General features: G+C 41.0%; 27 protein-coding genes. 16 read left to right on the forward strand and 11 right to left on the reverse strand.

Annotated features, from left to right (window positions below; genetic code table 11):
* Positions 1 to 475: 475 nt before the first annotated feature.
* A complete protein-coding gene (locus J7W08_RS05325; protein ID WP_233085590.1) occupies positions 476 to 1156 on the forward strand; it encodes an MBL fold metallo-hydrolase in 681 nt (226 codons plus the stop codon).
* Between the two features lie 210 nt (positions 1157 to 1366).
* Here the strand turns inward: J7W08_RS05325 and J7W08_RS05330 are convergent, their stop codons facing one another.
* From J7W08_RS05330 to J7W08_RS05365, 8 genes are all read right to left on the reverse strand, one after another.
* Entirely contained in the window at positions 1367 to 2302 is a 936-nt protein-coding gene (locus J7W08_RS05330) for an alpha/beta fold hydrolase (RefSeq protein WP_233085591.1), read from the reverse strand.
* A gap of 259 nt (positions 2303 to 2561) precedes the next feature.
* The gene (gene hypF, locus J7W08_RS05335) at positions 2562 to 4838 is read right to left on the reverse strand and encodes a carbamoyltransferase HypF (RefSeq protein WP_233085592.1); all 2277 of its coding nucleotides are present in this window, start codon (positions 4836 to 4838) and stop codon (positions 2562 to 2564) included.
* 457 nt (positions 4839 to 5295) lie between these two features.
* A complete protein-coding gene (locus J7W08_RS05340) occupies positions 5296 to 5646 on the reverse strand; it encodes a hypothetical protein (protein WP_233085593.1) in 351 nt (116 codons plus the stop codon).
* Positions 5643 to 5822, reverse strand: coding sequence for a hypothetical protein (locus J7W08_RS05345; RefSeq protein ID WP_233085594.1), 180 nt, complete (start codon positions 5820 to 5822; stop codon positions 5643 to 5645). The genes J7W08_RS05340 and J7W08_RS05345 overlap by 4 nt, the downstream gene beginning before the upstream one ends.
* A 127-nt stretch (positions 5823 to 5949) precedes the next feature.
* Positions 5950 to 6177 (reverse strand): hypothetical protein, encoded by a 228-nt coding sequence (locus tag J7W08_RS05350; protein WP_233085595.1) that lies wholly within the window; start codon positions 6175 to 6177, stop codon positions 5950 to 5952.
* Positions 6178 to 6247: 70 nt separating this feature from the next.
* A complete protein-coding gene (locus J7W08_RS05355) occupies positions 6248 to 6745 on the reverse strand; it encodes a hydrogenase maturation protease (RefSeq protein WP_233085596.1) in 498 nt (165 codons plus the stop codon).
* 55 nt (positions 6746 to 6800) lie between these two features.
* Positions 6801 to 8588: a nickel-dependent hydrogenase large subunit gene (locus J7W08_RS05360; protein WP_233085597.1), complete on the reverse strand. Its 1788-nt coding sequence runs from the start codon at positions 8586 to 8588 to the stop codon at positions 6801 to 6803.
* The gene (locus J7W08_RS05365) at positions 8588 to 9667 is read right to left on the reverse strand and encodes a hydrogenase small subunit (protein ID WP_233085598.1); all 1080 of its coding nucleotides are present in this window, start codon (positions 9665 to 9667) and stop codon (positions 8588 to 8590) included. Before J7W08_RS05365 ends, J7W08_RS05360 begins: the two co-directional genes overlap by 1 nt.
* Positions 9668 to 9840: 173 nt before the next feature.
* Between J7W08_RS05365 and J7W08_RS05370 the strand changes: the two genes are divergently transcribed.
* The 5 genes from J7W08_RS05370 to hypE are packed head-to-tail and all read left to right on the forward strand — an operon-like array spanning position 9841 to position 13325.
* A complete protein-coding gene (locus J7W08_RS05370) occupies positions 9841 to 10071 on the forward strand; it encodes a HypC/HybG/HupF family hydrogenase formation chaperone (RefSeq protein WP_233085599.1) in 231 nt (76 codons plus the stop codon).
* Between the two features lie 4 nt (positions 10072 to 10075).
* Positions 10076 to 11167 carry a hydrogenase formation protein HypD gene (gene hypD, locus J7W08_RS05375; RefSeq protein ID WP_233085600.1) on the forward strand — a complete coding sequence of 364 codons (1092 nt, stop codon included), beginning with the start codon at positions 10076 to 10078 and terminating at the stop codon, positions 11165 to 11167.
* A 1-nt stretch (position 11168) separates the two neighbouring features.
* A complete protein-coding gene (locus tag J7W08_RS05380) occupies positions 11169 to 11552 on the forward strand; it encodes a hydrogenase/urease maturation nickel metallochaperone HypA (RefSeq protein ID WP_233085601.1) in 384 nt (127 codons plus the stop codon).
* A gap of 21 nt (positions 11553 to 11573) precedes the next feature.
* Positions 11574 to 12227 carry a hydrogenase nickel incorporation protein HypB gene (hypB, locus tag J7W08_RS05385; RefSeq protein ID WP_233085602.1) on the forward strand — a complete coding sequence of 218 codons (654 nt, stop codon included), beginning with the start codon at positions 11574 to 11576 and terminating at the stop codon, positions 12225 to 12227.
* 36 nt (positions 12228 to 12263) lie between these two features.
* Positions 12264 to 13325, forward strand: coding sequence for a hydrogenase expression/formation protein HypE (hypE, locus tag J7W08_RS05390; protein WP_233085603.1), 1062 nt, complete (start codon positions 12264 to 12266; stop codon positions 13323 to 13325).
* A 90-nt stretch (positions 13326 to 13415) separates the two neighbouring features.
* Here the strand turns inward: hypE and J7W08_RS05395 are convergent, their stop codons facing one another.
* Positions 13416 to 14000 (reverse strand): hypothetical protein, encoded by a 585-nt coding sequence (locus tag J7W08_RS05395; RefSeq protein WP_233085604.1) that lies wholly within the window; start codon positions 13998 to 14000, stop codon positions 13416 to 13418.
* A 232-nt stretch (positions 14001 to 14232) separates the two neighbouring features.
* Here J7W08_RS05395 and J7W08_RS05400 point away from each other — a divergent pair, with 232 nt between their 5' ends.
* The 3 genes from J7W08_RS05400 to J7W08_RS05410 all read left to right on the forward strand — a co-directional run bounded on the left by J7W08_RS05400 (position 14233) and on the right by J7W08_RS05410 (position 16352).
* Complete coding sequence (locus tag J7W08_RS05400; protein WP_233085605.1) at positions 14233 to 15027, forward strand: COG1361 family protein; 795 nt, start codon at positions 14233 to 14235, stop codon at positions 15025 to 15027.
* Between the two features lie 75 nt (positions 15028 to 15102).
* Complete coding sequence (locus tag J7W08_RS05405; protein WP_233085606.1) at positions 15103 to 16026, forward strand: DUF7490 domain-containing protein; 924 nt, start codon at positions 15103 to 15105, stop codon at positions 16024 to 16026.
* A gap of 11 nt (positions 16027 to 16037) precedes the next feature.
* Positions 16038 to 16352 (forward strand): DUF8060 family membrane protein, encoded by a 315-nt coding sequence (locus J7W08_RS05410; RefSeq protein ID WP_233085607.1) that lies wholly within the window; start codon positions 16038 to 16040, stop codon positions 16350 to 16352.
* Between the two features lie 86 nt (positions 16353 to 16438).
* Here J7W08_RS05410 and J7W08_RS05415 read toward each other — a convergent pair whose 3' ends face one another.
* Positions 16439 to 16996 carry a class I SAM-dependent methyltransferase gene (locus J7W08_RS05415; protein WP_233085608.1) on the reverse strand — a complete coding sequence of 186 codons (558 nt, stop codon included), beginning with the start codon at positions 16994 to 16996 and terminating at the stop codon, positions 16439 to 16441.
* Positions 16997 to 17128: 132 nt separating this feature from the next.
* Positions 17129 to 17962, reverse strand: coding sequence for an MmRce1 family CPBP family CAAX prenyl protease (gene mmrce1 / locus J7W08_RS05420; protein ID WP_233085609.1), 834 nt, complete (start codon positions 17960 to 17962; stop codon positions 17129 to 17131).
* Between the two features lie 161 nt (positions 17963 to 18123).
* On the opposite strand from mmrce1, the gene J7W08_RS05425 reads away from it, so the two are divergent.
* From J7W08_RS05425 to tatC (J7W08_RS05455), 7 genes are all read left to right on the forward strand, one after another.
* Complete coding sequence (locus J7W08_RS05425) at positions 18124 to 18330, forward strand: integrase (protein WP_233085610.1); 207 nt, start codon at positions 18124 to 18126, stop codon at positions 18328 to 18330.
* Between the two features lie 440 nt (positions 18331 to 18770).
* The gene (gene tatC / locus J7W08_RS05430; RefSeq protein ID WP_233085611.1) at positions 18771 to 19505 is read left to right on the forward strand and encodes a twin-arginine translocase subunit TatC; all 735 of its coding nucleotides are present in this window, start codon (positions 18771 to 18773) and stop codon (positions 19503 to 19505) included.
* A 216-nt stretch (positions 19506 to 19721) separates the two neighbouring features.
* Positions 19722 to 20039: a twin-arginine translocase TatA/TatE family subunit gene (locus J7W08_RS05435; protein WP_233085612.1), complete on the forward strand. Its 318-nt coding sequence runs from the start codon at positions 19722 to 19724 to the stop codon at positions 20037 to 20039.
* A 185-nt stretch (positions 20040 to 20224) separates the two neighbouring features.
* Positions 20225 to 21253: an iron ABC transporter substrate-binding protein gene (locus J7W08_RS05440; protein WP_233085613.1), complete on the forward strand. Its 1029-nt coding sequence runs from the start codon at positions 20225 to 20227 to the stop codon at positions 21251 to 21253.
* An 87-nt stretch (positions 21254 to 21340) separates the two neighbouring features.
* Positions 21341 to 22933 carry an ABC transporter permease gene (locus tag J7W08_RS05445; protein WP_233085614.1) on the forward strand — a complete coding sequence of 531 codons (1593 nt, stop codon included), beginning with the start codon at positions 21341 to 21343 and terminating at the stop codon, positions 22931 to 22933.
* 26 nt (positions 22934 to 22959) lie between these two features.
* A complete protein-coding gene (locus J7W08_RS05450; protein ID WP_233085615.1) occupies positions 22960 to 24003 on the forward strand; it encodes an ABC transporter ATP-binding protein in 1044 nt (347 codons plus the stop codon).
* Between the two features lie 37 nt (positions 24004 to 24040).
* Positions 24041 to 24805, forward strand: a complete 765-nt coding sequence (gene tatC, locus J7W08_RS05455; protein ID WP_233085616.1) for a twin-arginine translocase subunit TatC — start codon at positions 24041 to 24043, stop codon at positions 24803 to 24805.
* Positions 24806 to 25014 lie beyond the last annotated feature (209 nt).

The raw sequence follows: 25014 nt of genomic DNA on the forward strand, positions 1-25014 counted from the left end.
TATCATCCTAAAATTTATAAATGCTTATAATTAAATAATTAAGAGAGTTTAAATGTAAGTATTATGCATGATATATATACATAACTATCGAGATAATGCGAAGTTAAAAGACCGATAGTTTTGATTTAAAAGTAAAAGCATTTAGATAACATCATCAAAACGTTGTTAAATCTATATTACATCATTTTCCTGAAATAGATAATTATAATAGCAACAAAAAACACAACAAAAATACTACCGATGAGATCATCGCTGGAAAAAGCTTCGAGGATCAATGTGCTTTACTGTTGCAGTCTCTTTTTTCTTATCATTCGACATAATTAGATACCATTCTTGAACGTAAATCTCTATATTAAAAATAATCAGGAAAAGATGGCTTTAGAAGATCAGGAAAAATCATCAGAGGTCATCTTCAAACCCATTGCAAAAAATATAAGAACTGGCGATGCAACTTTAATAAGTGGAGAAAGGGTTTATGGACACATCTACAAATGTAATTCCAATACCTCTGAAGATGACAACTGCTTTCATCGTAAGAGGAGAAGGAACTATTCTGGTCGATACCGGTTATCCGGGAAGTGAAGATGCCATTCTTGAAAAGCTCCATGAAATTGATATCGCTCCTGAGGATGTAAACCTCATTGTCCTGACCCATGGCCACCCTGATCATGCAGGAAGTGCTGCAAAGTTGCGTGAGATAACCGGTGCAAAAGTTGTTATAAACCGACTGGATGCGAATAAGCTCCGCACCGGTACTCAGGGAAATTTAAAACCTTCCAGATTTATCGGAAGGATCCTCAAGTTGTTCCTCGGACATGGAAAGAATACACGCTATCCCCCACTTGAACCCGATATTCTCATTGAGGACCTGTTTGAACTTGATGAATACGGTGTCCTGGGAAAAGTTATCTCCACACCGGGACATACTCCCGGATCTGTATCAATAATTCTGGATAATGGTGATGCCATCGTGGGAGATCTGATAGTCCCGTCACTTCTTTCCAGCAAGCCCAATATTCCTTTCTGGGCAGATGATCTGAATGAAGTTATGAAGAGCATCCAAAAGCTAGTTGACTATGCTCCGGAGAGAATATATATTGCACATTTCGGAGGACCTTACACTTTGGACGATCTAAAAAAGAGCTTCCGGATATAATTGATTATAAAGATCACATCTTTTTGGTTTACAGAGACCATCTTCTCCGAATTCGGCTTAACTGCTGCAATTTTAAAAATAAGAAGTTGTGTATTTAGTTTGCTTGTGGAAATCCGGGATCATTATTAAAATATTGTAATAATTGAGGGATTTCCACATTACTTTAATGACCTTATAGCGTATTTGTTGAAACTACCACATATCATCAGATCACTCTGATACCAGAAAGCAGAGGATTTTATTTGCATATTCTTCCGGTAGATATTGCTCTCCTAAATGTCCCACGCCTTCAAACCTGACAAGTTGTGAATTGGGAACCTGCTCTGTGATCGTAATTGAAAGTTCCGGAGGTGTGAGAATATCCTTATCTCCTGTAAGAAGAAGCACTTTTTTCTGAATCCCTAGCAGTCTTTCATATGTGCCATCCCAGCCCAGATTTCCTTCTGCATACTTTCTGATCATTGGGTCTGTAGAAGGATCAGAAGCCCGATATTGAATTCTGCTTCTCAGAATCTCTGTTTCTGGAACATCAAGACTATAGGTTGCTGATGAAAGGATTAAACGATCAACTTTCCCAGGGTATTCAAGAGCCAATTCCTGGGCAATCGATGCTCCCATAGAGGTACCAAATACATTTGCAGAATCCAGATCAAGCGCATTCATCAGACCCTCGGCATCATTGACCAGAAGATGTATCGTAATAGAACTGTTATTGTCCGATGAATATCCCATTCCCCTGTTATCGAAGATAATTACTCTGTAACTACCGGCCAGCTGTTCCACAAAGGTCGCATTCCACATATCCATTGTTGAAGCAAATGGAGATATCATTAAGATAGGCTCACCTGAACCAAACTCACGGTAGGCTATCTTAATACCATTAACAGAAGCATATTTTACAGGAGCTTCAAATATCGAAAATTCGCCAGTATCATAATTTTCGCTTTCCCTATGCAATCCGTCATTGCTAGATATGCACTCAAGCAGAGGTGGGATGTCAATGAATGAATAGGCATTTACAGAAGATGAATTGATCGAAAATTCTGAAGATCCTTGTATTGCGCTTTCACCCTCCATTCCAATACAACCAGAAAATGCAAGAGTTATGAGAATCAACGTTAGAATCAGATCAATTCTTAATTTCATGATATTTGAATATGATCTAAAATATAAAAAGACAACTTCCAATCAGACAACTAAGCAATCCCGTAGGAAGCATGGAGAAATACTTTCTCAAATGTTGAAAATATTAGATCGAATTTTCACAGCACTATTAAGAATCTATTCTTACCTGAAACTACATCAAGATAGCAGCTATTTGAGCGAATAATACGTTGTTTGGATATTTAATAATCATTAAATCGTAAAGTACTTTCTAAATGTGCATATAAAAACAAGGAATCATTCAGTCAAACTTTTCAGAATATCCTGCAACAACTGCCTGCCCCAAAGAAACCCCTCCATCACCACATGGGATTCTGTTATGGGTGATAAATTCAAGACCTGCATCCTTAACAACTTCACAGACACGTCCTGTTATGTGTTCGTTATAAGCAACTCCCCCACTTAGTCCCACAATGTCAACATTCCTTTTCTTAGCAGCTGATATTGCAAGTTCTGCAACCCCGATGGCAAGGGTATCCTCTACAGAATATGCCAGATCACAAACTGCATGTGTATCAAGCCTTTCGTAGAGACCATATAACAAACTGGTAGTATCAAGCACTCCTCGTTTGCAAACGACAGGCAGATCCAGATCAAGCACGCTCTTTTTTGCAACTGATTCCAGCTTCATTGCAGGCTCACCCTGGTAACTGCGATAATGTGAAACGCCAAGAAGTGCTGCTGCACTATCAAGTACCCTTGCAAAACTGCTCGTTCTAACCAGATTTACATCCTTTTCCAGTTGCTGCAATACAATGTCACGTTCTGGCTCACCATGCTTGAAGTAAAGAGGAAGCTCCCTCAATTCTTTCGCTTCAAGAACATCATGTAGCATCCCCAAAACCATGCGTGAAGGATAGATCGCAGCCGTATCCCCACCGGGCATTGGCTGCTCCATAAGATGAGCAACTCTTTCATAGCCAGAATATGTGGCTTCAAGGATCTCTCCCCCCCATATTGTTCCATCTTCCCCGTAACCAGCACCATCAAGAGCTATACCGATGATCCTTGAATCGGCAGACAAGAGATTATCAACCATCAGCGAAACTATGTGTGCATAATGATGTTGCACGAAGACCGTTTTATTTCCACCTTGCTCCTGTGCGAAACGTGTGGTGTTGAATTCCGGATGCAGGTCACAACCCCATCGATGAGGGTTGATCTTTGTCAACTGTTCTAAATTGGAAACGACCTGCTTGTGATACTGAGAAGTCTCAAAGTGCCTTGTGTTCCCGATATACTGGGAGATATATGCACTTTTCTCCTTTGCCAGGGTAACAGTAGTGTTAAGTTCGGGACCAGAACCAATCGCCGGTTCTATTGAAAACGGAAGCTCTATCCTCTCAGGTACAAAACCCCTCGATCGCCTTATGAAAGCTTTTCTACCATTAACGAACCTGATAACCGTATCATCTGTCCTGTTCCTGATAACATAGTTGTGAAGCAGATAATGATCTGCGATTCTTTCGAGATTCAACAATGCCTCCTCATTATCGGTCACCATCGGAAGACCCGGAAGATTTGCAGATGTCATTACATAAACATCCGTATCACTATTATCGAACAGAAGGTGGTGTGTGCCTGAATAAGGTAGCATCACACCTATGTTATGCAGATCGGGAGCAATGTGATCAGATAATGCAAGATCATCACTTTTGTCCAGAACAACTATTGGACGCTGCCTGCTGAGCAATAGGGAACTTTCATCTGCATCGATACTGGCAAAAGAACATACCGTTCCAACATCTTTTGCCATCACCGCAAAAGGCTGAGCAGGACGATCAAGAGAATTCCTGAGCTTCAGGACAGCACTGTCTGAAGTAGCATCACAGACAAGATGGAAACCACCGTATCCTTTGACTGCAACAATTGATCCATCATCTATGAGTTCAGCACATCTGATAATGGCATCATTTCCGGATGCAATAACATCACCATTACAATTGGTAAGTGAAAGGACAGGACCACAATCCGGACAGCAGGTGGCCTGTGCATGGAATCTTCTGTCAGACGGGAGTTTGTACTCAAGACCACACTCCTGACACAGGGGGAATTCGACCATACTGGTATTTTTCCGATCAAAGGGAAGAGAGCTTACCAGGGAATATCTCGGACCACAGTTCGTACAGGAAGTAAATGGATAGTGATAGCGCCTGTCCTTACGATCATACATTTCCCGCAGGCAATCGGAACAGATCGCATTGTCAGGGGGGATAATGGAACTGGTAGTATCATCCAGTTCGCTGTCAAGTATCGAGAAAACGGAAAAGCCCGATACAGGGAAAAACTTCGTTCTTACTTGGTCAACAAACGATAGAGGTGGTTTTTTAGTATGTAGCTCGTGGAGAAAACGGTCGATATTCTTTTTGTCTCCTTCTGTGACTATCTCTACGTCATTGCCTGTGTTCTTCACATAACCGCAGAGCCCGTTCTCTGTCGCGATGTGATATACGAAAGGGCGAAAACCAACACCCTGTACCACCCCGCTAACATTGATCATCCTGCATTGAGTTTGCATCTTTAATATACCTGGTTCAAGATAGTATAAATAGGCCTCTGTGACGTTACTTTGGATCAAATTAATCGTAAAACTTTACCGTCATCAATAACAATTATTTTTAAGTATTGTTAAACTTATTTGTAAATGTGGGAAGGAAAGGGCTAATCGACACTATAGTTTATTTGCTTATTATATTGCTGCTAATTGCAGTAATCGTTAATCTGAGGCCTACATACCTTTAAATCACTTATCAGAAGATTTGAATAACTCAAGCTTGATCAGCTGAACAAGATCACAGCAATGTACTGTAACCACTCCGAAGCATCCCAAGATTACGCTACATTACATGAAAAAGAATGCTAAGGGGGATATGCTGTTCCAGAACCTTCTCAGCTTCTTCCATAGGCATACCACTCTTCACAGCAAGAGCCAAGTCCTTATAATCAGAGTTGAAGTAAACTTTTATATTTCACATTCACATTACAACAGATGGGAAATAGCCATCAATCGCATCTAAAACATTCCAAAAAGCCTTTGCTTCCCCGATATTATCAAAGAAAAACACCTTATCATTGTAAGATGTCATAAAGAATATCATACCAAAATCCATCCCTTGACTGTAGGGTACAGGAGCTTCTCCACCCATATGACAATATTCGATATATTCCGTAGCGGGTTTCACAAAAAGCTTTCCTTCGGGTGAATACTTTCCACCATAACAGTAAGTACAGCGGTCACTTAAGAACTTCTTGTAAGCCTCAACAGCTTCTTCAAAGTTCCCATCGTCAATTCCAAAGTTCACAATCTCTATCTTCTGTTCCCTCATAACTTCACATTCCCCTTTTTCATCACACCAACAAAACCGGCCTTTAAGCCCATGAACACCGCCATCGGTTTTTCTACTTTCTCCGACTTGTTGTGCGATGCTAACGGCCATACAATGTTGGAGTCTTTCGTTTTAATCACGACAGTTGGTGGACTATCAATTGCAGCCTCCTGCATATTTATTTTTTTTGTATATATTAGTTAGTTAATTCAATATTAGTTCAATAATATAACAATATACGATTAAACCAATAATTCGAAGTTTCAATCACCAACTTTCTATGCGAGGGATAAAATTCAAAATTCAAGTATCCACGAAATACAAATGCTGATGATCTGGAAAATACATATCTAATTCTATCTTCATTCCCTGGATCAGATCGCAGCAGTAAGCAGCAACCACACCAAAGTATTCTTTCAGAATCCGACAAAGCTCGTATGTCGTGATGCCATCGTACACGTATCCACGTAGTTCCTGGAGAACAGATATTGCCATTTCTTCTTCTTCTTCTTCTGAGATGATTGCATCCACATCGATGTCCCGATCAGGTATCGCATCATCTGACTGTGATCACTGAATACGGGCTTGTGTACAAGCGTGTTTATTGCGATGCCCCGGGTATTTCCTCAATAATATACGAAATTACCCTGTCCACCGCAGCAAGAACCTCCGGACTGAGATCCATTGATAGATCTTCCCTTATCCCGCCGACCTCTATCCCGAAAACAATGATATCTGGAAAATCCTGAACGTGTTTTCCAATGGTAAGGATATCAGAAATACCGATATCATGGGCTGAGAATATCCCAGCGTATTCATGGTCTTTATTCAAAAGATCATCAAGATCTAAACGAAGAATTGAACCTCTTTTCGTACTTCCACTGCCAACCATTGAATCAACAATAATTGCCTTATCAACACCATCCAGCAGGTTCAGGATATCAAGGCCACATACACCAGCATCCAGTATATCAATATCCTCCAGAATACCAGACTCTATTTTTTCGAGAGCTTCGACAACCCTCACGCCAACACCATCGTCCCCCATTAGAATATTTCCACATCCGATTATGCGAACCGATGGATTTAATTCAGACATTTAGGCACCCCTACAACCCGTATATATTCTTACCATATGATAAAATCCAATATTCTCACAGCAGTCGGAATGTACCAGGAAGGTTCTTCCCTGTCAGGTCTATGGTGTGGACAGCACACGTGATACACGGATCATATGACCTCCCCACATGTAAAATACTGGTAGGATTACTGAAATCGACTCCCAGCCAGTTATCAACTGCAGATATCCTGCACCCCACCAGTGCCTGCTCAAGAGGACCTGGCACCCCTTCACTGTCCCTGGGACTCAGGTTCCAGGCACTTGGGGTAACTATCTGGTAATTGGCGACCTTTGAATCATCATCTGTTATGAGCCAGTGCCCCAGTGCACCCCGGGGAGCTTCACAAAGACCCATTCCTCTGGAATCCCTGCCCATTGACATATTAATATCAACACGGAATCTTCCATTTGGATCAAGGTCTGTTGTTATCCACTTGATCATCTCATTGGTGACAATGAACAATTCCTGCATGCGTGCTATCATTCTGGTAAAGCTGTTAAAAGGAGAATATCCTTTTTCCCGGAACATTTGTACAAGACCCGTGACAAGTGGCTCTTTCATAATGAGCAGACGGGATAACGGACCAACCTCGCATGGGATGCCATCATAACGTGGAGCTTTAGACCATGTATATTTTTCCTCAGAAAAGTTATCATAATTGATCCGGTCGGGATCTGTAAAAGGTTCGGTTACTCCTTCATATGGATGTCTTTCGCCTTCATAATCATCATAGAAAGCATGTTTGACGTTTTCTGTGACCTTCGTTGAATCAAAATTATGATACTCTAACGAGCTGGTCATAAAACCGGAAGTCTGGAAGCGATCGCCGGAAGGACTTGTCGGATCATAGCCTTCATGGTCAACGCTATAGAATCCGCCATATGAGAGTAAGCCTATTTTTGAAAGATCATTGTAACCACCCATTTTATCGTGCTTGAGACTGATCGGAAGTCCCAGCAGTTCTTCACCGATAAGTTCTGAGCCGAATGCGGAATATAGCTCTACATCCCCCCATCCATTTGAACGTGAAAGGTCATTCTTCTGAAGTGACATTTCAGTTATTTCGTTAAGGTGTTCAATAAAGAAGTCTACAGCTTTCTTTGGAGAAGACGCCTTGTAAGTGTTCTCGATCCAATCCTCAAAAGGTATGCCGATTACATTTTTATTTAAGAAATCGACAACTTCAGACATGATCGATGACAAGGTTTGAATGTCTGAAGTTGTTGGATTGTTTGTAACTCCCCCGGGATAGATTACGGTCTGGTGGGGCATTTTCCCACCGATCACAGCACCGGCATCGTGTAGTCTTTTCTTCATCGGGATAACGCCAACATATGAACTACCGGGGGGGATCGGTTCTCCACCGATCTTATAGCTGATCGGGGCAAATCTTCCAAGCAATTCTTTCCAGACAGAAGCTCCAAGGTCACCAAAAGTGGACATTACATTACCATAGGCAGGATTTGCAAGGTCCGGAGCCCACAGGATATAGAAATGGAGTAAATGATTTGAGACCGTATTCAGACCCTGATTTATGTTCCTTGCAACAAGTGCATCCTTTGGAACCGACTCAGCAACGCCAAAAAGCTCATCAAGCGCATTGACCGCAGCTATTGAGTGTGCTACGGGACATACACCGCATATCCTCTGGGATAGAAGAATTGAATCCCTCGGGTCCTGACCACGATATATGCGTTCAAATCCCCTGAAGATCATATTGGAACTTCTGGCTTCCTTTATGACACCGTTCTCATCAACCTCAGTATCCAACCTTAGGGGGCCTACGACCCTTGTAAGGGGATCAACTGTTACCCGAACCATTATTGGCCAGTCTCCTTCTTTTTTATACTTTTCATATTTTTCTTACTTGAATACAGAGGTCTGGCATTATCAGGAAAATCCGGTTCCACACATGCAATACATGGGGAACCCGACTGTACACAGTAACTGTGCCCATCATTCCATTTGCGAAGTGCACAGTCAGCATGAGCAAGGAAGGCCTGACATCCCATTTTCAACAGGCATTTTTCCCCACCAGCACAACTATCAAATTCTTTGTTTTTGAAGAAATCCTTACGGGGACAGTCCTTATGGACGTTATGATCCGGTGGGAAGAAGACCTTTGGCCTGCCAAACTCATCCAGTACCTCAGGCAGATCATCAGGTACCTTGACATTACCGGATATAATTGCACTTAACGTAAAGATAATCCAGTCAGGATGAGGAGGACAGCCCGGGATGTTAATCACAGGTTTGTCTATCCCGAGAAGTTTCAGCATGCCTTTTGATGGGTCCTTCTTCGTGAAAGCGACACCCCTGTAATCCAGAATATCAACTATGTCGCTATTTGCTGTATTAATACCTCCATATGCAGCACAGGTCCCCACAGCTATTATAAGGTCAGCATTCTGGGCTGCCTTTTTGAACATCTCCTTGCTGCTACGGTTTCCTGACATGAAATATTTTCCTGAACCTTCAGGCCCGTTTGCAATTGCCCCCTCAACCATCAGGATGTAGTTTCCCCTTTCACTGATCTCATCGAGCAGGATCTCAGAATTAAGTTCTGATGTATTGGCAGGCTCACCATCAACAAATAGTCCCTGGTGTGCAAGGAATGCTTCATGCCGTTCCAGATCGATGTTGAGTATCTCAAATGCCTTCAGGAGATCCGGATTGGAAGCATCCAGTAAAGATTCAGAACAGCCCGTACATTGGGCACCCTGTATCCACAGGACATGGGTCACAGGAAAGTCAGGATCATCCGAAGTATAGTTCTTATAGTTTTCCAGAAGCTTGAAACTCCCGCCCGACCCTCTTGCCTTAAGGAACTTATGCCAGTCCATCCTTAAGAAATCAAGATCATTTACACTACTATCTGAATTTGTATTTCCCTCACTCAAGTGACCATCTCATTATGAATGATTTTTAAGATCGATACTGATAGTCCCCCACTAAAATTGATCGATAAAACCCATCTCACTATAGTAGTTATTTTACTTCCAGATATAAATAACAATCCACATGATTAGTAGCAGGCGACACATATTAAATATAAAAGACCCTTTTTTATAGTATGTGCATAGCCATTCCGGGGAAAATAACTTCGATCCTGAATGAGAACACGGCTACTGTTGATATCGGGGGTATAAAGAGAGAGGTGAACCTTGATCTTATAGGGGGAGCTGATAGTTCGCTCATAGGCAAGCATGCACTTGTCCATGTTGGGTATGCTATTTCATTGATCTCTGATGAAGAAAGTGAAGAAGTTCTCAAACTACTAAGAGATGTGATGGATCTCAGTTGATATTATGGAAAATATTGAACAAAAGCTGATATCAAGGATCAATGAACATGCCACACCTCTTCGAATAATGCATGTATGTGGCACTCATGAAAGAACCATATCAAAATATGCAATTCGTGATATAATCTCTGATGACGTTCAGTTATTAAGCGGTCCGGGATGCCCTGTTTGTGTAACCCCTGTAGAGGACATCGACTTTGCAATTGAACTGGCAAGGTCAGGAAAGGTGATCACTTCCTTTGGGGATATGATGAGGGTACCGGGAACTACGGGAAGTCTATTCGATGCAAGATCCGATGGATATGATATTCGCATGGTCTACAGTATCGATGATGCCATAAAGATCGCGAAAGATAACCCGACTCTGGAGATTGTATTTTTCGGGATCGGATTTGAGACCACTGCACCCTCCAATGCTGCTGCATTATTAAGAGGAGTGCCTGAGAACTTCAGCATTCTCACATCACATAAACTCATGCCTCCGGCAATGGAGATCCTCACACGAGATACAAATGTGGACGGATTCCTGGCACCAGGACATGTATCAACGATCATTGGAACTGAAAAATATGATCAAATTTCAGAAAAAGGGTTTCCAATCGTAGTAACGGGTTTTGAAGCTCTTGATGTTCTCCTCGGCATAGCCATGGTCCAGAACCAGCTCGAAACCGGCAGGTCCTGTGTGGAGAACGCATACCCACGCTGTGTGAATGTCGAGGGAAACCTCAAGGCCCGGGAAATGTTGTATCAGGTATTTAAGAAGACCGATAGCAAATGGCGGGGAATTGGCATGATCGAAAATTCAGGTCTTGCTTTGAAAAAAGAGTTTGACCAATTTGATGCTGTAAACGTTCATGCTGATATCTATAAGGAACTTCATGAGAAAAGAGCTTCAGAGAGCGATAATGTTGATGGTGAAAATCGTCTTTATGAAGAATGTATCTGTGCCGAAATATTGACAGCACGAGCTCAGCCTCCCCAATGCCCTCTCTTTGGTAGAAGATGTTCACCTGAAGCTCCGGTCGGCCCCTGCATGGTAAGTCTGGAAGGCACATGCTATAACTGGTACAAATATAGACATAATAAAGGAATATAATATGCATGAGTATTCACTTGCCTGTGAGATCTTTGAAACTGTGATAGCAACAGCAGATCAGAATAAAGCATCAGCAGTAAATTCCATAACACTGGAAATTGGCAGGCTAACACATGTGAATCCTGACCAGTTATTGTTCTGCCTTGATGTTCTGTCCGGGGACAGTATTGCCGAAGGTGCAAAGGTCAATGTGAATTTCGTTTCACCGTGTGGCGAGTGTGAATGCGGATATAAAAGAGATAGCGGAGTTCCAGACAATGCTTGTTGTGATGATCAGCAATCCCTTTACGAATATGCATTAATGACCTGCCCGGTATGCGGGAAGTTGCTTCAGCTGGTTGGTGGAAATGAGCTCATAATTCAGACGATAGATATCGACATATGAAATTAGAGAGAGGAAAAATCAATGCTGATGCACGTGGTAAATGTCAACAAAGATGTCATGAAAGCCAATAATGAGCTTGCACATAGCAACAAGAAGCTTTTGATCAAAAACAGGGTTTTCGCCATGAATATCATGGGAGCCATAGGTTCCGGGAAAACAACCCTTATTGAAGAGGCGATCAATGCGCTCAAAGACCGTTACAGAATTGCGGTTATTGCAGGTGATGTGGTAGCACAGATGGATGCATCCCGTTTTGAGAAGCTGGGAGTGAAAACAGTAGCTGCAAACACTGGCCGTGAGTGTCATCTGGATGCAAAACTTGTGGAAAGATCAATGGAAAATATCGATCTTGAAGATATTGATATCCTATTCATCGAAAACGTAGGGAATCTCATCTGCCCTGTGGACTATAAACTTGGTGAGAACGTCCGTGTTGTGGTCGTAAGTGTAAGTGAGGGTGATGATACTGTTTTAAAACATCCGATGATATTCAGGACCTCTGATCTTGCCATCGTGAACAAGGTGGACATTAGTGAAGCTGTATCTGCCGATCCTTCCAAAATGAAAGCTGACATTGAAAAGTTAAATCCATCAATTCCCATACTCCTAACCTCTGGAAATGACAGGATAAGCATTGATAGATGGATAGAGTACATCGAATCCTATCTTGAATAAAGACATTCTTGTTTCTGATAACAATAAGTGATGATCATGTCAAAAGATAAAGTCATTAGGATGGAACATGGAGCTGGTGGAGAAACGATGCAGGCACTTATTCGTGAAGTGATCCTCAACAACATAACCAGCAGATCTGCAGGACTTGTGGGTCTTGACGATCTCGATGATGGTGCAACGATAAACATTGCAAGTACCATTGCCAATAACAAAAACTCTGATGAGATCGTGATCACTACAGATAGTCACGTGATAAAACCTGCTTTTTTCCCGAATTCCAACATTGGCAGGCTTGCTATTTCAGGTACTGTCAATGATCTTGCAGTAATGGGAGCTGCACCCCTTGCCCTTACATGTGCGATAGTTGTACCGGAAGGATTTGAACTTGATTCTTTTGAGCAAATAATCAGGTCCATGAACGAAACTGCAGAAGAGGTGGGTGTTCCTATCATAACAGGTGACACAAAAACCATCGAGAGAAACGGACTTGACTCAATTATAATTAATACTACAGGTATCGGGATCGCGGATGAAGTTATCCGGGACTGTGGGATTTGTCCCGGTGACAGGATAATCCTTACAGGCACCATAGGTGATCACGGGATATCGCTCCTGGCCCATAGGGAAGGATTCGATCTTACCACCGACCTGGCATCTGATGTAGCACCTTTGTGGAATATGATAAGGTCAGTTATTCCAATACGAACTATCGAAGGCAGGCCTGCCATATCAGCCATGAAAGATCCGACAAGAGGAGGACTTGCAGGCGCACTGAACGAAATGGCTCAAAAAAGCGGAACAGGGATCATCATTGAACAAAAGGACCTGCCTATAAAAAGATCAGTATCATCTGCCTGTGAAATGCTTGGGATAGACCCTCTTGAAGTAGCAAACGAAGGTAAAGCGATCATCTGTGTGAAGGCTGAACATGCAGAGGAAGTACTATCATTAATTCGTCAACATGAGTATGGCAAGGATGCTGCTATCATAGGGGAAGCAACAGACGAGAATTCAAGTAAGGTTCTGATGAGAACAACAATTGGCAGCATGAGGTATGTAGATACACCTACAGGCGACCTGATACCAAGGATCTGCTGAGATCTGAATTCGATTATACTTTTGTTCCAACACTTTAAAAAAGATAGGAGGAGTGCATCCTTTGCATCCCTTTTTGAGAGAATAAAAGCATCAACTCCAGTAATTCATAACATATGACCTCGTGTTACGCAGATATGGTGTTACAAATCTTAACAGAAGAGGGGTTATAAAAATCGTAACTACCAGATTGCCAATGAACCATCCCTGGAAAATGATCCTGTATTCAGACCACGGGACGATACCCCCGGCAACAAGTACGGAAGAGCCCCATACAGCACCCACCAGATTATTGAGGAAAAGCCCAAACACAAGAAAAATCGCCAGATCCCTACGGGTCTTCAGGGTGATATCAGCGCCCAGTGAAACAAAGGCAATAAGCGGTATAAGAACCTGCCAGAAATCTGCAAGAGACCATATTAAGCTTAATGAAAATGGCATATCAATAAGACTCGCCGCACCTAGCAGACATCCAAAATAGGCAGCCAGAGCACCCCACATACCATACCACAGAACAAAAGCTATCATAACAGCCGCTGCAAAATATATCCCCGATACACCCTGAGCCGGAGATACCGGAGAATTGACAACTGCAAACCTTGATAGAAGTGCGTAGACAAGAACCAGAACTAAAAAGATACCAAGATGTGTTGACAAAGAATCTTTCCTAGATTCCATTTAAATCCCTCTTTTATCTTCGATTAATCTGAACATATTCCAGAAACTCCACTGAATATACATATACAATAATTGTAGAAATGCACTAATAAAGATTTGGAATTCTTGTTTTAGAAAGATCACGCTTCTGTAATATTAATGTAGTACCAAAACCAAATCAACCGGGAACTGATAACATTTATATAGCATCTTTGCTAATTTTGTTACATATTACAAATTTCAAAGAGGATATATGATGAATAAAAATTTAGGACTTATATTGATCGTTTTAGCTATTCTTGCATCTGGTTGTGTATCTACGACCACTATGACCCCTGTAGGATCAGATGATCTGATCTTAAGTACAGAATCGATAGTTATGAAGGAATTCCATGAACAGGATATATCCGTGCTGGTGCTCAACAACAATACCAGCCAACCTATTGATTCTGTAAGAGTGAGTTCTTTTGGACCATTTACAATCCTCGGGGACAGCTCAGATATAAACATTCCTGCAACTAAGAAAGCCACTGTTAATGCCAGGATCCAAGCTCCTGCATTTGATTCAGTTGAAGACACTACAATGCTGACCATATCATACGCATCAGGCCTTGACGAGGATGAAAAGCCCGTGATCATGACAAAGAACATTCCGGTCCAGACCGTTGTCCTTCCGGATGCATCACTGCAATTCGTAGGTTTTGTAGAAGATATAGATAATTTGCTTGCAACTCCACCGGTTTCCACCTGGGAAGCTGAAAAGGGTGAAAATACTACTGTAAAGTTCTCAGTTAAAAACAACGGACAAACCACGATCGCTGCAGATAGCCTGATTGTGCTTGTTGATATTGAGAACGAGCTTATCGGAGGAAATGCAAGCTTCAACATAACTCAGGCAATGGCAAGAGGAGGTACTTCCTATACCCGCGGTGTTGAGCTTCCGGTACTCGAAGATGCTCCTAATGGAGAGACAGACGTGTCTGTGAGACTGATGCAGGGAGATTACCTTATTGATTCCCAGTCCCTTGTACTCAAAGTAAAACTTTGATCAGGTTTGATTCTCATGGGATTTGAAATATCGGGATCTAAAAGATCCCTATTTTTATTTTTTATTTCCATCAGCTTGATCTTAACTTCATTTTCCGGCTGCATTGATACTCCGGGAGACCTTTATAGGGAGTATGATGAGGTCTTCATCCAGGACATAGATGTGATGTCCACTCCTCAGGAAGAAGGTGCTCTCCTGACAATAACCCCCTATATCCGAAATGACCAGAATTCCGACAGTTCGATGCTTTCTGTAAAGATCAATGTAATTGACCAAAGCACGCAGCTGATAGTTGCAGAAAAGAATCTGGACATGGGGTATGTCAAAGCTGAATCAATGGCTTACAATAGTGTATCTCTTCAAGTTCCGAAACCGGGGAGATATGATATCGAAGTCCAGCTTTTTGAGGATGATAGGCATCTGGAGACAATGGGCACTCTCGTTACTGTGAAAGAAACGTCTACCGCCGAACAGCCAGCTAACATAAAGCTTACTGATATGAACCTTGTGATAACCAAATTCGTGAGCTCAGATCAAGAAGCAATTGTAGATGTATCTCCAGGAATCTACAACGAAGGAGGAGATTCTAGATCTCTTAATATGATAGTTACCGCAAGAGTGGATCCTTACAAAGCATATACCGAAAGTGACGAGCTCGGGATACTCAAAGGTTCAAGCCGGGTCAGGGGAAACGTCCGTTTTGTTCTCCCGAGGAATGACGATTACACATTTACAGTTGTTGTGGAAGAGAACGGACGGGAAGTTGCCATATCTGAAACACCAGCGCCGGTAAAGCTGGATGAGATCTATAAGATAGACGTTATCAATACGTATCCACTTGTGGAAGAAGGTACACCAGTTGTCGAGGATGAAGCAACAGAGGAACCAGCTGAAGATGCAATGCCCGGATTCCAGATCCTGATGACGCTAACAGCAGTCCTTCTGATAGCCGGGATCGTAAATCGTGGAATATTAAGCAGCAAAAAGCAAAGAAAATGAAGGGGAATAATATGACGGGGGAAGAAGACAGACATAAAATCGAGAGCATGGAAGAAGAAAAACCTGCAACGGTGGCTCCGGATGCAAAAGGAAGAGCCTCAAACGGCAACAACAATGACGAATCTTTCAAGAAACTCGTTAATGCATCAGTGGTGATCGTTCTTGTGGCTCTGATCTTTATTGCCCTGTTCTCTTTCTTTTTTAGTATGCAGGAAGCGATCTTTGCCCTTTTCAACCCCAGATATCAGGCACTTATGCAGGCAGTCTTTAGCCTGATGGTTGTGGTTATGGGAGTTTACATGATCAAGATGTTTTTGGGAAAATGATCAATCAGCCAGATCACGATATTTGCGCGAGGTTATTGGGAATCCGGATTTCCTGAGACTTATAGAAAAAAAGAGAATGATAAGTCTCAGTCTTTTTTCAGAACAACTGCTCTACTTAGAAATACCTTTGGCCTTTCCACAATTGTGAAACCATTGTTTAAAGCTATCTTGATGGTCTTGTTAAAGCTCTTCGGTGAAACATGCAGATATGGTTCTGCTATGAACAAAAATCCGTTGCCCTTTACAATGGAAGCTAGCTCATTGAGGGTCTTTTCCGGGTTAGGAACCTCATGAAGCATATAAAAAGCTATTGCAAGATCGACCTTCTCCGATATACCAATTACATCCTCTTTACACTTGTGTAGTACAATACGTCCCTCTAGCTCCGTACCCTGTATCTTCTTTCTGAGCTTGTGAAGCATCTCCTCCTGCAGATCAGAAGCTATGACCAGACCGGAGCTACCGACCATCCGAGCTATCTCTGTTGAGAAGAAACCAGGACCACATCCAAGGTCAAGAACTGTCATTCCTTCTTTGACATAAGGTTCCAGTATCTCCCGGGGTTTCTGAAACCATCTTCTTATTCTGTTATCCAGAATGCCTGAGATCGCAGCCGGGCACACACGATTGTATCGAATGTTCACAATATCCCCTTAAAGATAATTAGCTACAATGAAACATATAGTTACCTTAAACAAAAGATAGATACCATCTTCGAAATTTTACCTTGAAGTAGAAACGTCACCATTCTTAATTAATGAAATGTCGTGGAGCACTCATTCAGCACCGTCTGAAAGATGTTCTCTGGAAAAGAACATTTCCCGATCATATGCAATGATGGCAGCAGCTACAACAATGAGAACAACGGTCTCAATGCACTTAGTGGTCTGGGAGATATCCAGGATCTCCTGCGACATATTTACTATAAAGTGAAAAGCGATTGCGGCAATGATACTTTTCCCGTTCTTTATGCATATCCAGCTGATTATCATTCCCATGGGAACTATGCTGACAAAGAAGTTCACACCATACCATACACTTTCGTGGAAGATCTCATACTGATAGGAGTTGTTGACAAACATGAGCGGAAAGTGCCAGAGTGACCAAAGTACACTAAAAATAAGCGATGCTTTGAAGTAAGTGTGCCGGCTCTGCAGGCTGTCAAAAGCATATCCTCGCCATCCCAGCTCTTCAAAGCCTGCTGCAAGTAAAAGCAGCAACAATACAGGAACAAATCCGGTAGAGAAGGAGAAGCCTTCTGCAAGCTGGAACTGTGACACTGATCCTCCGAATAACAGGGAAATAAAGATCGATACCAGTACTGAAAGAGGCATTATTAGAATAAATACAGGCAGCACTTTTGGCTGTATGAGTCTTATGTTGATCAGCCTGTTGACAAAATCTTTTTTAAGATCTGCATTTTTAGACCTGAAGATCATAACAAGTGAGATAAGAAATGGTGCCATAAGCCCCGGCAGCATAAGCAGCATATATAGCCCATCCCCACCATCCTGAAAGCTTACATACGCTCCTGCAAACCAGAGAGCATAGGTTATGATAAAAGTTGAAAGGTAATAGATGCCGGGTTTGTAATTATAGTTAGGTATCATTTCATTTCATTTCTCCAGATCTTAATTACTGTAGCCTATTAAGAGGTAATAATATTTGAAGGGGCAAATAAATTAACTTTAGAAGTATTAGTGAAAACTTGCTATTAAAATATATATGTTCTGTTTTGACATCGGCAAGGTTTTACTGCTATTTCACCTTCATGAAGAAAATACGTCATGGTCGTGTCTCTGCAAAAACCATACGCAAATGGCATCTTAACGTTATGATCAAAGAAGGAGTTACTGAGAGTCTAGCTGATTTTATTCAGGGAAGAGCTTCTATGACTGTTGGAAGTGCTCATTACCTCAACAAAGTGGAACAGGCTAAGAACGAGTACAGGAGGATCATGGAGAAGTTTTCGATATAATTCATGTGTGATGTTCAAAGTTTGTCAACTCTAGAACACTTGAGTCAGTTGGAACACTTCTCATGTATAGAGTAGAGTGCAGTGCATTCTACAGTACAATGTATAATTATCAAAAAATGATATTAATATAAAGCTGAAAACGTACCATGCATTTTACCTTACTGTACATCTAGAAAGTGTTCCATGCGTACCAACTGTTCTATTTTAATTCTGAATGTGTAGCTGATTCTAGTAATGGTGTGATCTGATACAGAAGATGAAAATTGAGCTGGACATGTACTGCCCTGATAGGCAACATCTGTATATCGTAAATGGTTGATAGCATAGGGCAGCTACTAACAAAAGCATAAAACCAAAGATCAAAAACATACGTATTTCTGATATTACAATCAATGAATTGGGAATCAGTTTTTTATTCCATGTAATTATATTATATACTAATGATTGAACATTTGGGTCCAACAAAATCGGTACCTGAGGATTATGATGCCCCTCTTGCAGAACACTTTGGTGAACTGAGAAAACGGTTATTCGTTGTAGCCATCGCACTTTTTGGTTTAATGATGGTCGCATTCCCATTTTCAGAAATAGCTTTGAAGATGGTCTGGGCTAATTTTATACCTCAAAACATAGAAATGTTCGTTTATTCTCCTCTTGAATGGATATTCGCAAAACTCAAACTGTCTCTTGTGTTTTCTGTTGCATTTACTTTCCCATTGTTTCTTTATGAAATGTTTAAGTTTGCTTCAAGGGGTCTGTATCAGCATGAAAAAAAGTTTTTTTTGAAAATAGTGCCAGTTTCATTTTTATTGTTTATTATTGGAGGAAGTTTAGCATATTACATTGCACTTCCTCTGATGTTTAAATATATCATTTTTTATTCCAGTGAAACCGCCATATCTCAAATTTCAGTACAAAGTGTTCTGGCAGCAGTGACAAATATGATATTAGGATTTGGTCTTATTTTTCAAGTTCCACTGATAATTGTTTTTGCTATAAAAATGCAAATTGTAAAACTTGAGATGCTTAAAAGAAAAAGGATATTTGTTTATGCAGCAGTGCTGAGTCTTGCTGTTTTTATGTCCCCTGATCCAACCTTTATTTCACAGATAATAGTTGCTTTTGTTCTTGTGATATTGTTTGAGATTGGTCTTCTAATCGCACGATTTCTGTAAGGTCTAGTGATAGCAGTAGATTAAGGCATAAATTATCTAAAAATATTGATATTTTGATTATCGTATTTTTCAATCAGTTTTGTCACAATAGTAGGGTATATATACAAGTTAAGGCATTGCACAATATGTTAGGTGTGCCAAAATTACATTTGGAACTGAAACAAAATATGGTTTACAAATTATACTATATACGCATAAATTAACAGGGTGATAAAAATGATAGGTGGATTAGGGTCTACAGAACTTTTACTAATATTTGGTTTGATCGTACTCTTGTTTGGTGCAAACAAACTTCCAGAACTAGCTCGTTCAATGGGAACATCCATGGGCGAATTTAAAAAAGCACAAAAAGAATCTGAAGTTTCTCTAAAAAAAGCTGAAAAAGAGATTCTTGTCAGTGAAAATGCTTCAGATGATGATCCAGGGGTCAAGAAGTTAGCAGAGGATCTTGGAATAAACGTCGAAAGCAGAACAACCGAAGAATTGCTGGACGAAATTCGTCATAGTGTAAAAACAACTGCTACTAAAGCATGAATTGATAATCTTGGAACTGCTCGCTTGAAGTGTTATATGTCAGATCGACGATTAACAGCATTTCGTGATCAATAGTAATTCCAATTAAATAATACGATCAATATTTTAAAAATTCAAATAATGCCACAATCAATATTTTATAAATTCAATTTAGGCATAACTAATTTCATTCGGAAGGTCTAAAAATGGAACGACGTACTTTCATAAGAAATGCTTCTATCGCGGTTGCTAGTTTATCCGCATTGGGAATCGCAGGAAAGTTTTATTCAAATACGGCTGATGTAGCTGGAAAAACACTTACGATCTATTCGGGAAGAAAGGAGAAACTTGTAGGCCCACTTATTGAAAAAATAAAACTGGAAACAGGGCTTAACATACAGGTAAGGTATGGAGGCACTGCAGAACTAGCATCAACAATCTTAGAAGAAGGTGCCAACAGTCCTGCACACATATTCTTCGCTCAAGATGCAGGTGCTCTGGGTTCACTCAGTAAAGAAGGAAGGCTAATTGAGCTTTCTCCTGATCTACTTGAGCCGGTCGATCCAATATTCCGCTCACCAAAAGATGAATGGGTTGGCATCACGGGACGTGCAAGAACCGTTGATTATAATGTGAATCTTGTAAAACCTGAAGAGTTGCCAGATTCTATCTGGGGATTTACCGATCCTAAATGGGGTGGCGGGAAGATCGGCTGGGCACCAACGAACGGTTCATTCCAGTCTTTTGTCACTGCTCTGAGAGTTCTTGAGGGTGATGATAGGGCAAGGGAATGGCTAGAAGCTATACAGGCCAATGATCCACAGGTCTATCCAAAGAATACACCGATAGTCGAAGCTCTTGGTAGGGAAGAGATCCATGTTGGGTTTGTAAATAATTACTACCTTATGAGATTCAAATCCGATGATCCTGATTTCCCTGTGGAACATCATTATACCAAGAACGATGCAGGATCCATTGTAAATATAGCTGGTGTCGGTATTTTGGATTCGGTCGAAGAAAGGGAAGTTGCTGAAATATTCATCAAGAGCTTGTTGAGTATGCAGTCACAGCAGTATTTTGCTAGTGAGACGTTTGAATACCCACTCATCGATGGGGTTGAGGTAGAAGGCGGTCAGAAGCCACTCTCTAGCATCAACACACCAGATATTGACCTGAGTGATCTAGATGATCTTAAAGGCACTCTGGACCTGTTAAACGAAGTGGGAGTACTCTAAATTATACATGATCTGCATACGGTAGAGACAAACTAACTTGAGTTTAAACATATCTTCGGAATAGAATAAATTAGCAAGGGGGTAAATATGACTGGCTTCACAGATGCTATTGAAAAGAATATGGAAATATCCAGAATATTGTTCATACTATCTTTGATCGTTGTGACGCTAGTCTCGATTCCCCTATTCTATCTTTTGATCAGAACTGCTTCAATCGGGCCTGATATTTTTAATGTGGTCCTATCTCAAAGAAATCTATCTATTCTGATCAACAGCATGCTTCTGGCAACGCTGGTTACTTCATTTTCAGTAATTATAGCTGTACCTTTGGCGTTTTTGACCGTTAGGACCGATCTGCCATATAAGCGCTTTTTTGGTATAGTAGCAGCACTTCCTCTTGTAATTCCAAGCTATGTTGGTAGTTTTGCTATTATCTCAGCTATTGGTCCAAAAGGAAGTATCCTTCACAACTATCTCAAGCCTTTCGGGATTGAAAGTTTGCCGTCAATATACGGACTTGATGGTGCGGTCTTGTCCCTTACCCTATTTACTTATCCATATATTTACCTTACAGTTCGCTCCAGTCTCCAAAACTTAGATCCATCTCTGGAGGAAGCAGCACGAAATATGGGATATGGTCAGTTACAGACATTTTTGAAGGTAACTCTTCCACATATCAAACCAGCGATTGCTTCAGGAGGTTTACTGGTTGCACTTTACAGCTTAAGTGATTTTGGAACTCCATCCCTTATGAGATTCAATTCATTTACAAGAGCCATCTTTATCCAGTACCAATCAAGCTTTGACCGAACAACAGCAGCAGTGCTAGCTATGTTGTTGGTACTTCTTGCATTGGTTATTCTTTCACTCGATCTTAAATTCAGAAAGAAACTCAAATATCACAGTGTAACTGCAACTACTAAACGTCCTCTTGCGACAATAGAGCTTAAAAAATGGAAAATACCTGCTCTGATCTATACAGTAGCAATAATATCCGCTGCTTTGGTCATGCCACTGATAGTAATATTCTACTGGATGTTCAGAGGGATATTTGACTTTGGAATACTGTCCGATCTATTTGGACTGGCGTTAAATTCTTTATATGTGTCAGGACTTACTGCAATTGCAGCGGTACTGGCAGCATTACCAATTTCGCTATATGCCATACGCTATCCAAAGAGAGTCAGTAGCTTGTTTGAAAGAATGACATATCTGGGTTCTGGGCTTCCTGGAATAGTTGTAGCGTTGTCTCTGGTATTTTTTGGTGCTAATTATGCTATTGGTCTTTACCAGACGATCGCGATGCTCATCTTTGCTTATGTGGTGCTGTTCCTTCCAAAAGCGGTAGGGACCATAAGTGCATCACTGCTTCAGGTAAATCCAACACTTGAAGAGGCTGCCAGAAGTCTTGGGTGCAGCTCGATCGAAGCTCTACGAAAAGTAACGATCCCGTTAATAAGGCCGGGTATTGTCAATGGTGTAGCCCTTGTGTTTCTAACTACCATGAAGGAATTACCTGCGACCCTCATACTATCACCGATCGGATTTCAAACATTGGCTACTCGTATTTGGGCAGCTACAGATGATGCATTCTATTCAGAAGCAGCAGTTTTAGCTATACTATTGATACTTGTATCGGGGATTTCAACTTTCATTATTCTTAGGCAGGAAAAAAAATAATTTTAACAATACTGGAGAAAAAAATAATGGCACTGATCGAAATGAGTAACATCACTAAAATCTACAATGAAGTTCCTGCACTCAAAGGAATTGATCTGAAGGTCGATCATAGTGAAATATTTGCACTGTTAGGTCCAAGCGGATGTGGGAAGACAACAACTCTACGTCTGATCGCTGGCTTTGAAAGGCCAAATAGTGGACAACTCCTTCTTGGAAATGATGTGGTTGCTGGCAGTCATGTGTTCTTGCCTCCTGAGAAAAGAAAAATAGGGATGGTCTTTCAGGATTATGCTCTTTTTCCTCACTTAACGGTTAGTGAGAATATAGCGTTTGGTCTTCAGAAATATAGTGATGAAAAAGACGCTATTGTAGAAGGTATGCTAAAATTGGTAAACCTGTCTGAATATGGATCTCGATATCCTTATCAGCTTTCCGGAGGGCAGCAACAGCGTGTTGCACTTGCAAGAGCGCTTGCTCCATGTCCTATAATGGTGGTTCTGGATGAACCATTCAGTAATTTGGATGCGGATATGCGGACTCAGATGAGAGAAGATATGTTAGATATCCTCAGGAAGTCAAAAACGACTACAATATTGGTCACTCATGATCAGGAAGAAGCCTTTTCCATGGCTGATAAAATTGCAGTGATGAACAATGGATCTATTGAACAGATCGGAACTCCTGAGGAAATATATCACCATCCTGCAACTATCTTTGTTGCTGAGTTTGTGGGGAAGGCCGATTTTGTTGAAGGGACAATTAATGATGGAAAGATCTTGACAGAGGTCGGTATCTTTTCGGGAAGTTCAAGGCTGGAAGATGGGGATCAGATACAACTAATGATCCGTCCTGATGATATTGCAATAACTCCTGATGGAACAGGTACTGGGGTCATAGAAGATAAAATATTCAAGGGGTCTGAAATACTGTATACCGTTTCTTTGCAATCGGGAAAAAATATTCACACGTCCATGTCTTCATCGCATATCTTTGATATTGGTTCAAGAGTGCGTGTTACAGCAGATCCTACTCATATAGTCACTTTCAAGAACGGGATCTCAATTGTTTGAATTAAGAACATAATTATTACAGGTAGAAGTGAGAAATATGGTCGAGCACATGGAAGAATTGAATTTGGTTCTATCCGAACTTCGTAAAAAGTTGGCATACATAGTCGTTCTGTTCCTTACAGGGGCTACTGTGTCTTTCCCTTTCACGGGATATATTATCGAGCGGATCAGATCCGATCTTTTGCCAGATGGTGCATCAATTGTTTATGTAACACCTCTTGAAGTCATCATGTTAAAACTTAAAATGACATTAATCCTGGCATTGCTACTTGTATTACCACTTGTGGTTTATCTGGTAGTAAAGATGATCTTTGCTAGATTTAATTTTGAAACTACTATCAAGATCAGTCGTACGTGGATGCTCGCAACTTTTGTCGGTGCAATTATTCTATTCTTTATCGGTGCATCATATGCATATTTTGGAATGCTTCCACTGTTCATTAAGTATCTCTTTCTGAATGCTGAAGCTTCAGGAGCGATCGCAACATATTCGATCTTCAAATTCGTTTCATTTGTAGTCACAGCAACAATAATTTTTGGACTAATATTTGAAATGCCATTATTAATGTTGTTCCTGATACGCAATCAAATCGTCCCATACAAAAGCTTCGTTCAACACAGAAAACACATGTACGTTGTATTCTTGTTAGTTGGAGCATTGATCACACCACCGGATGTTATTAGCCAGGTGTTGGTAGGGCTACCATTAGTTGTGTTCTTTGAGCTAAGTCTGCTAATTGTGAGGATAATTGAAAGAAAAAAATATGTACGGGTTGAAACAGCTTGTATTGATGCCGCATAAATCGCTGGGATCTAAAGAATAGGCAGGTCTCAATTCGACTAGTTTTCAGGTTGAGTTGGATCTTTAACTAAGATCCAATAATGCCGATACTGAAAGGCAAGATCCAGATCAAGCCATGATCGTCTGGAAATAAGGACAAATCGCTACCCAGATAACGTTTCTGGAGCGCGAAACGAGGTGATGAGCTACGCTCACCACCTCACTGACAG

The sequence above is a fragment of the Methanococcoides orientis genome, assembly GCF_021184045.1.
GTDB classification, from domain to species: domain Archaea; phylum Halobacteriota; class Methanosarcinia; order Methanosarcinales; family Methanosarcinaceae; genus Methanococcoides; species Methanococcoides orientis.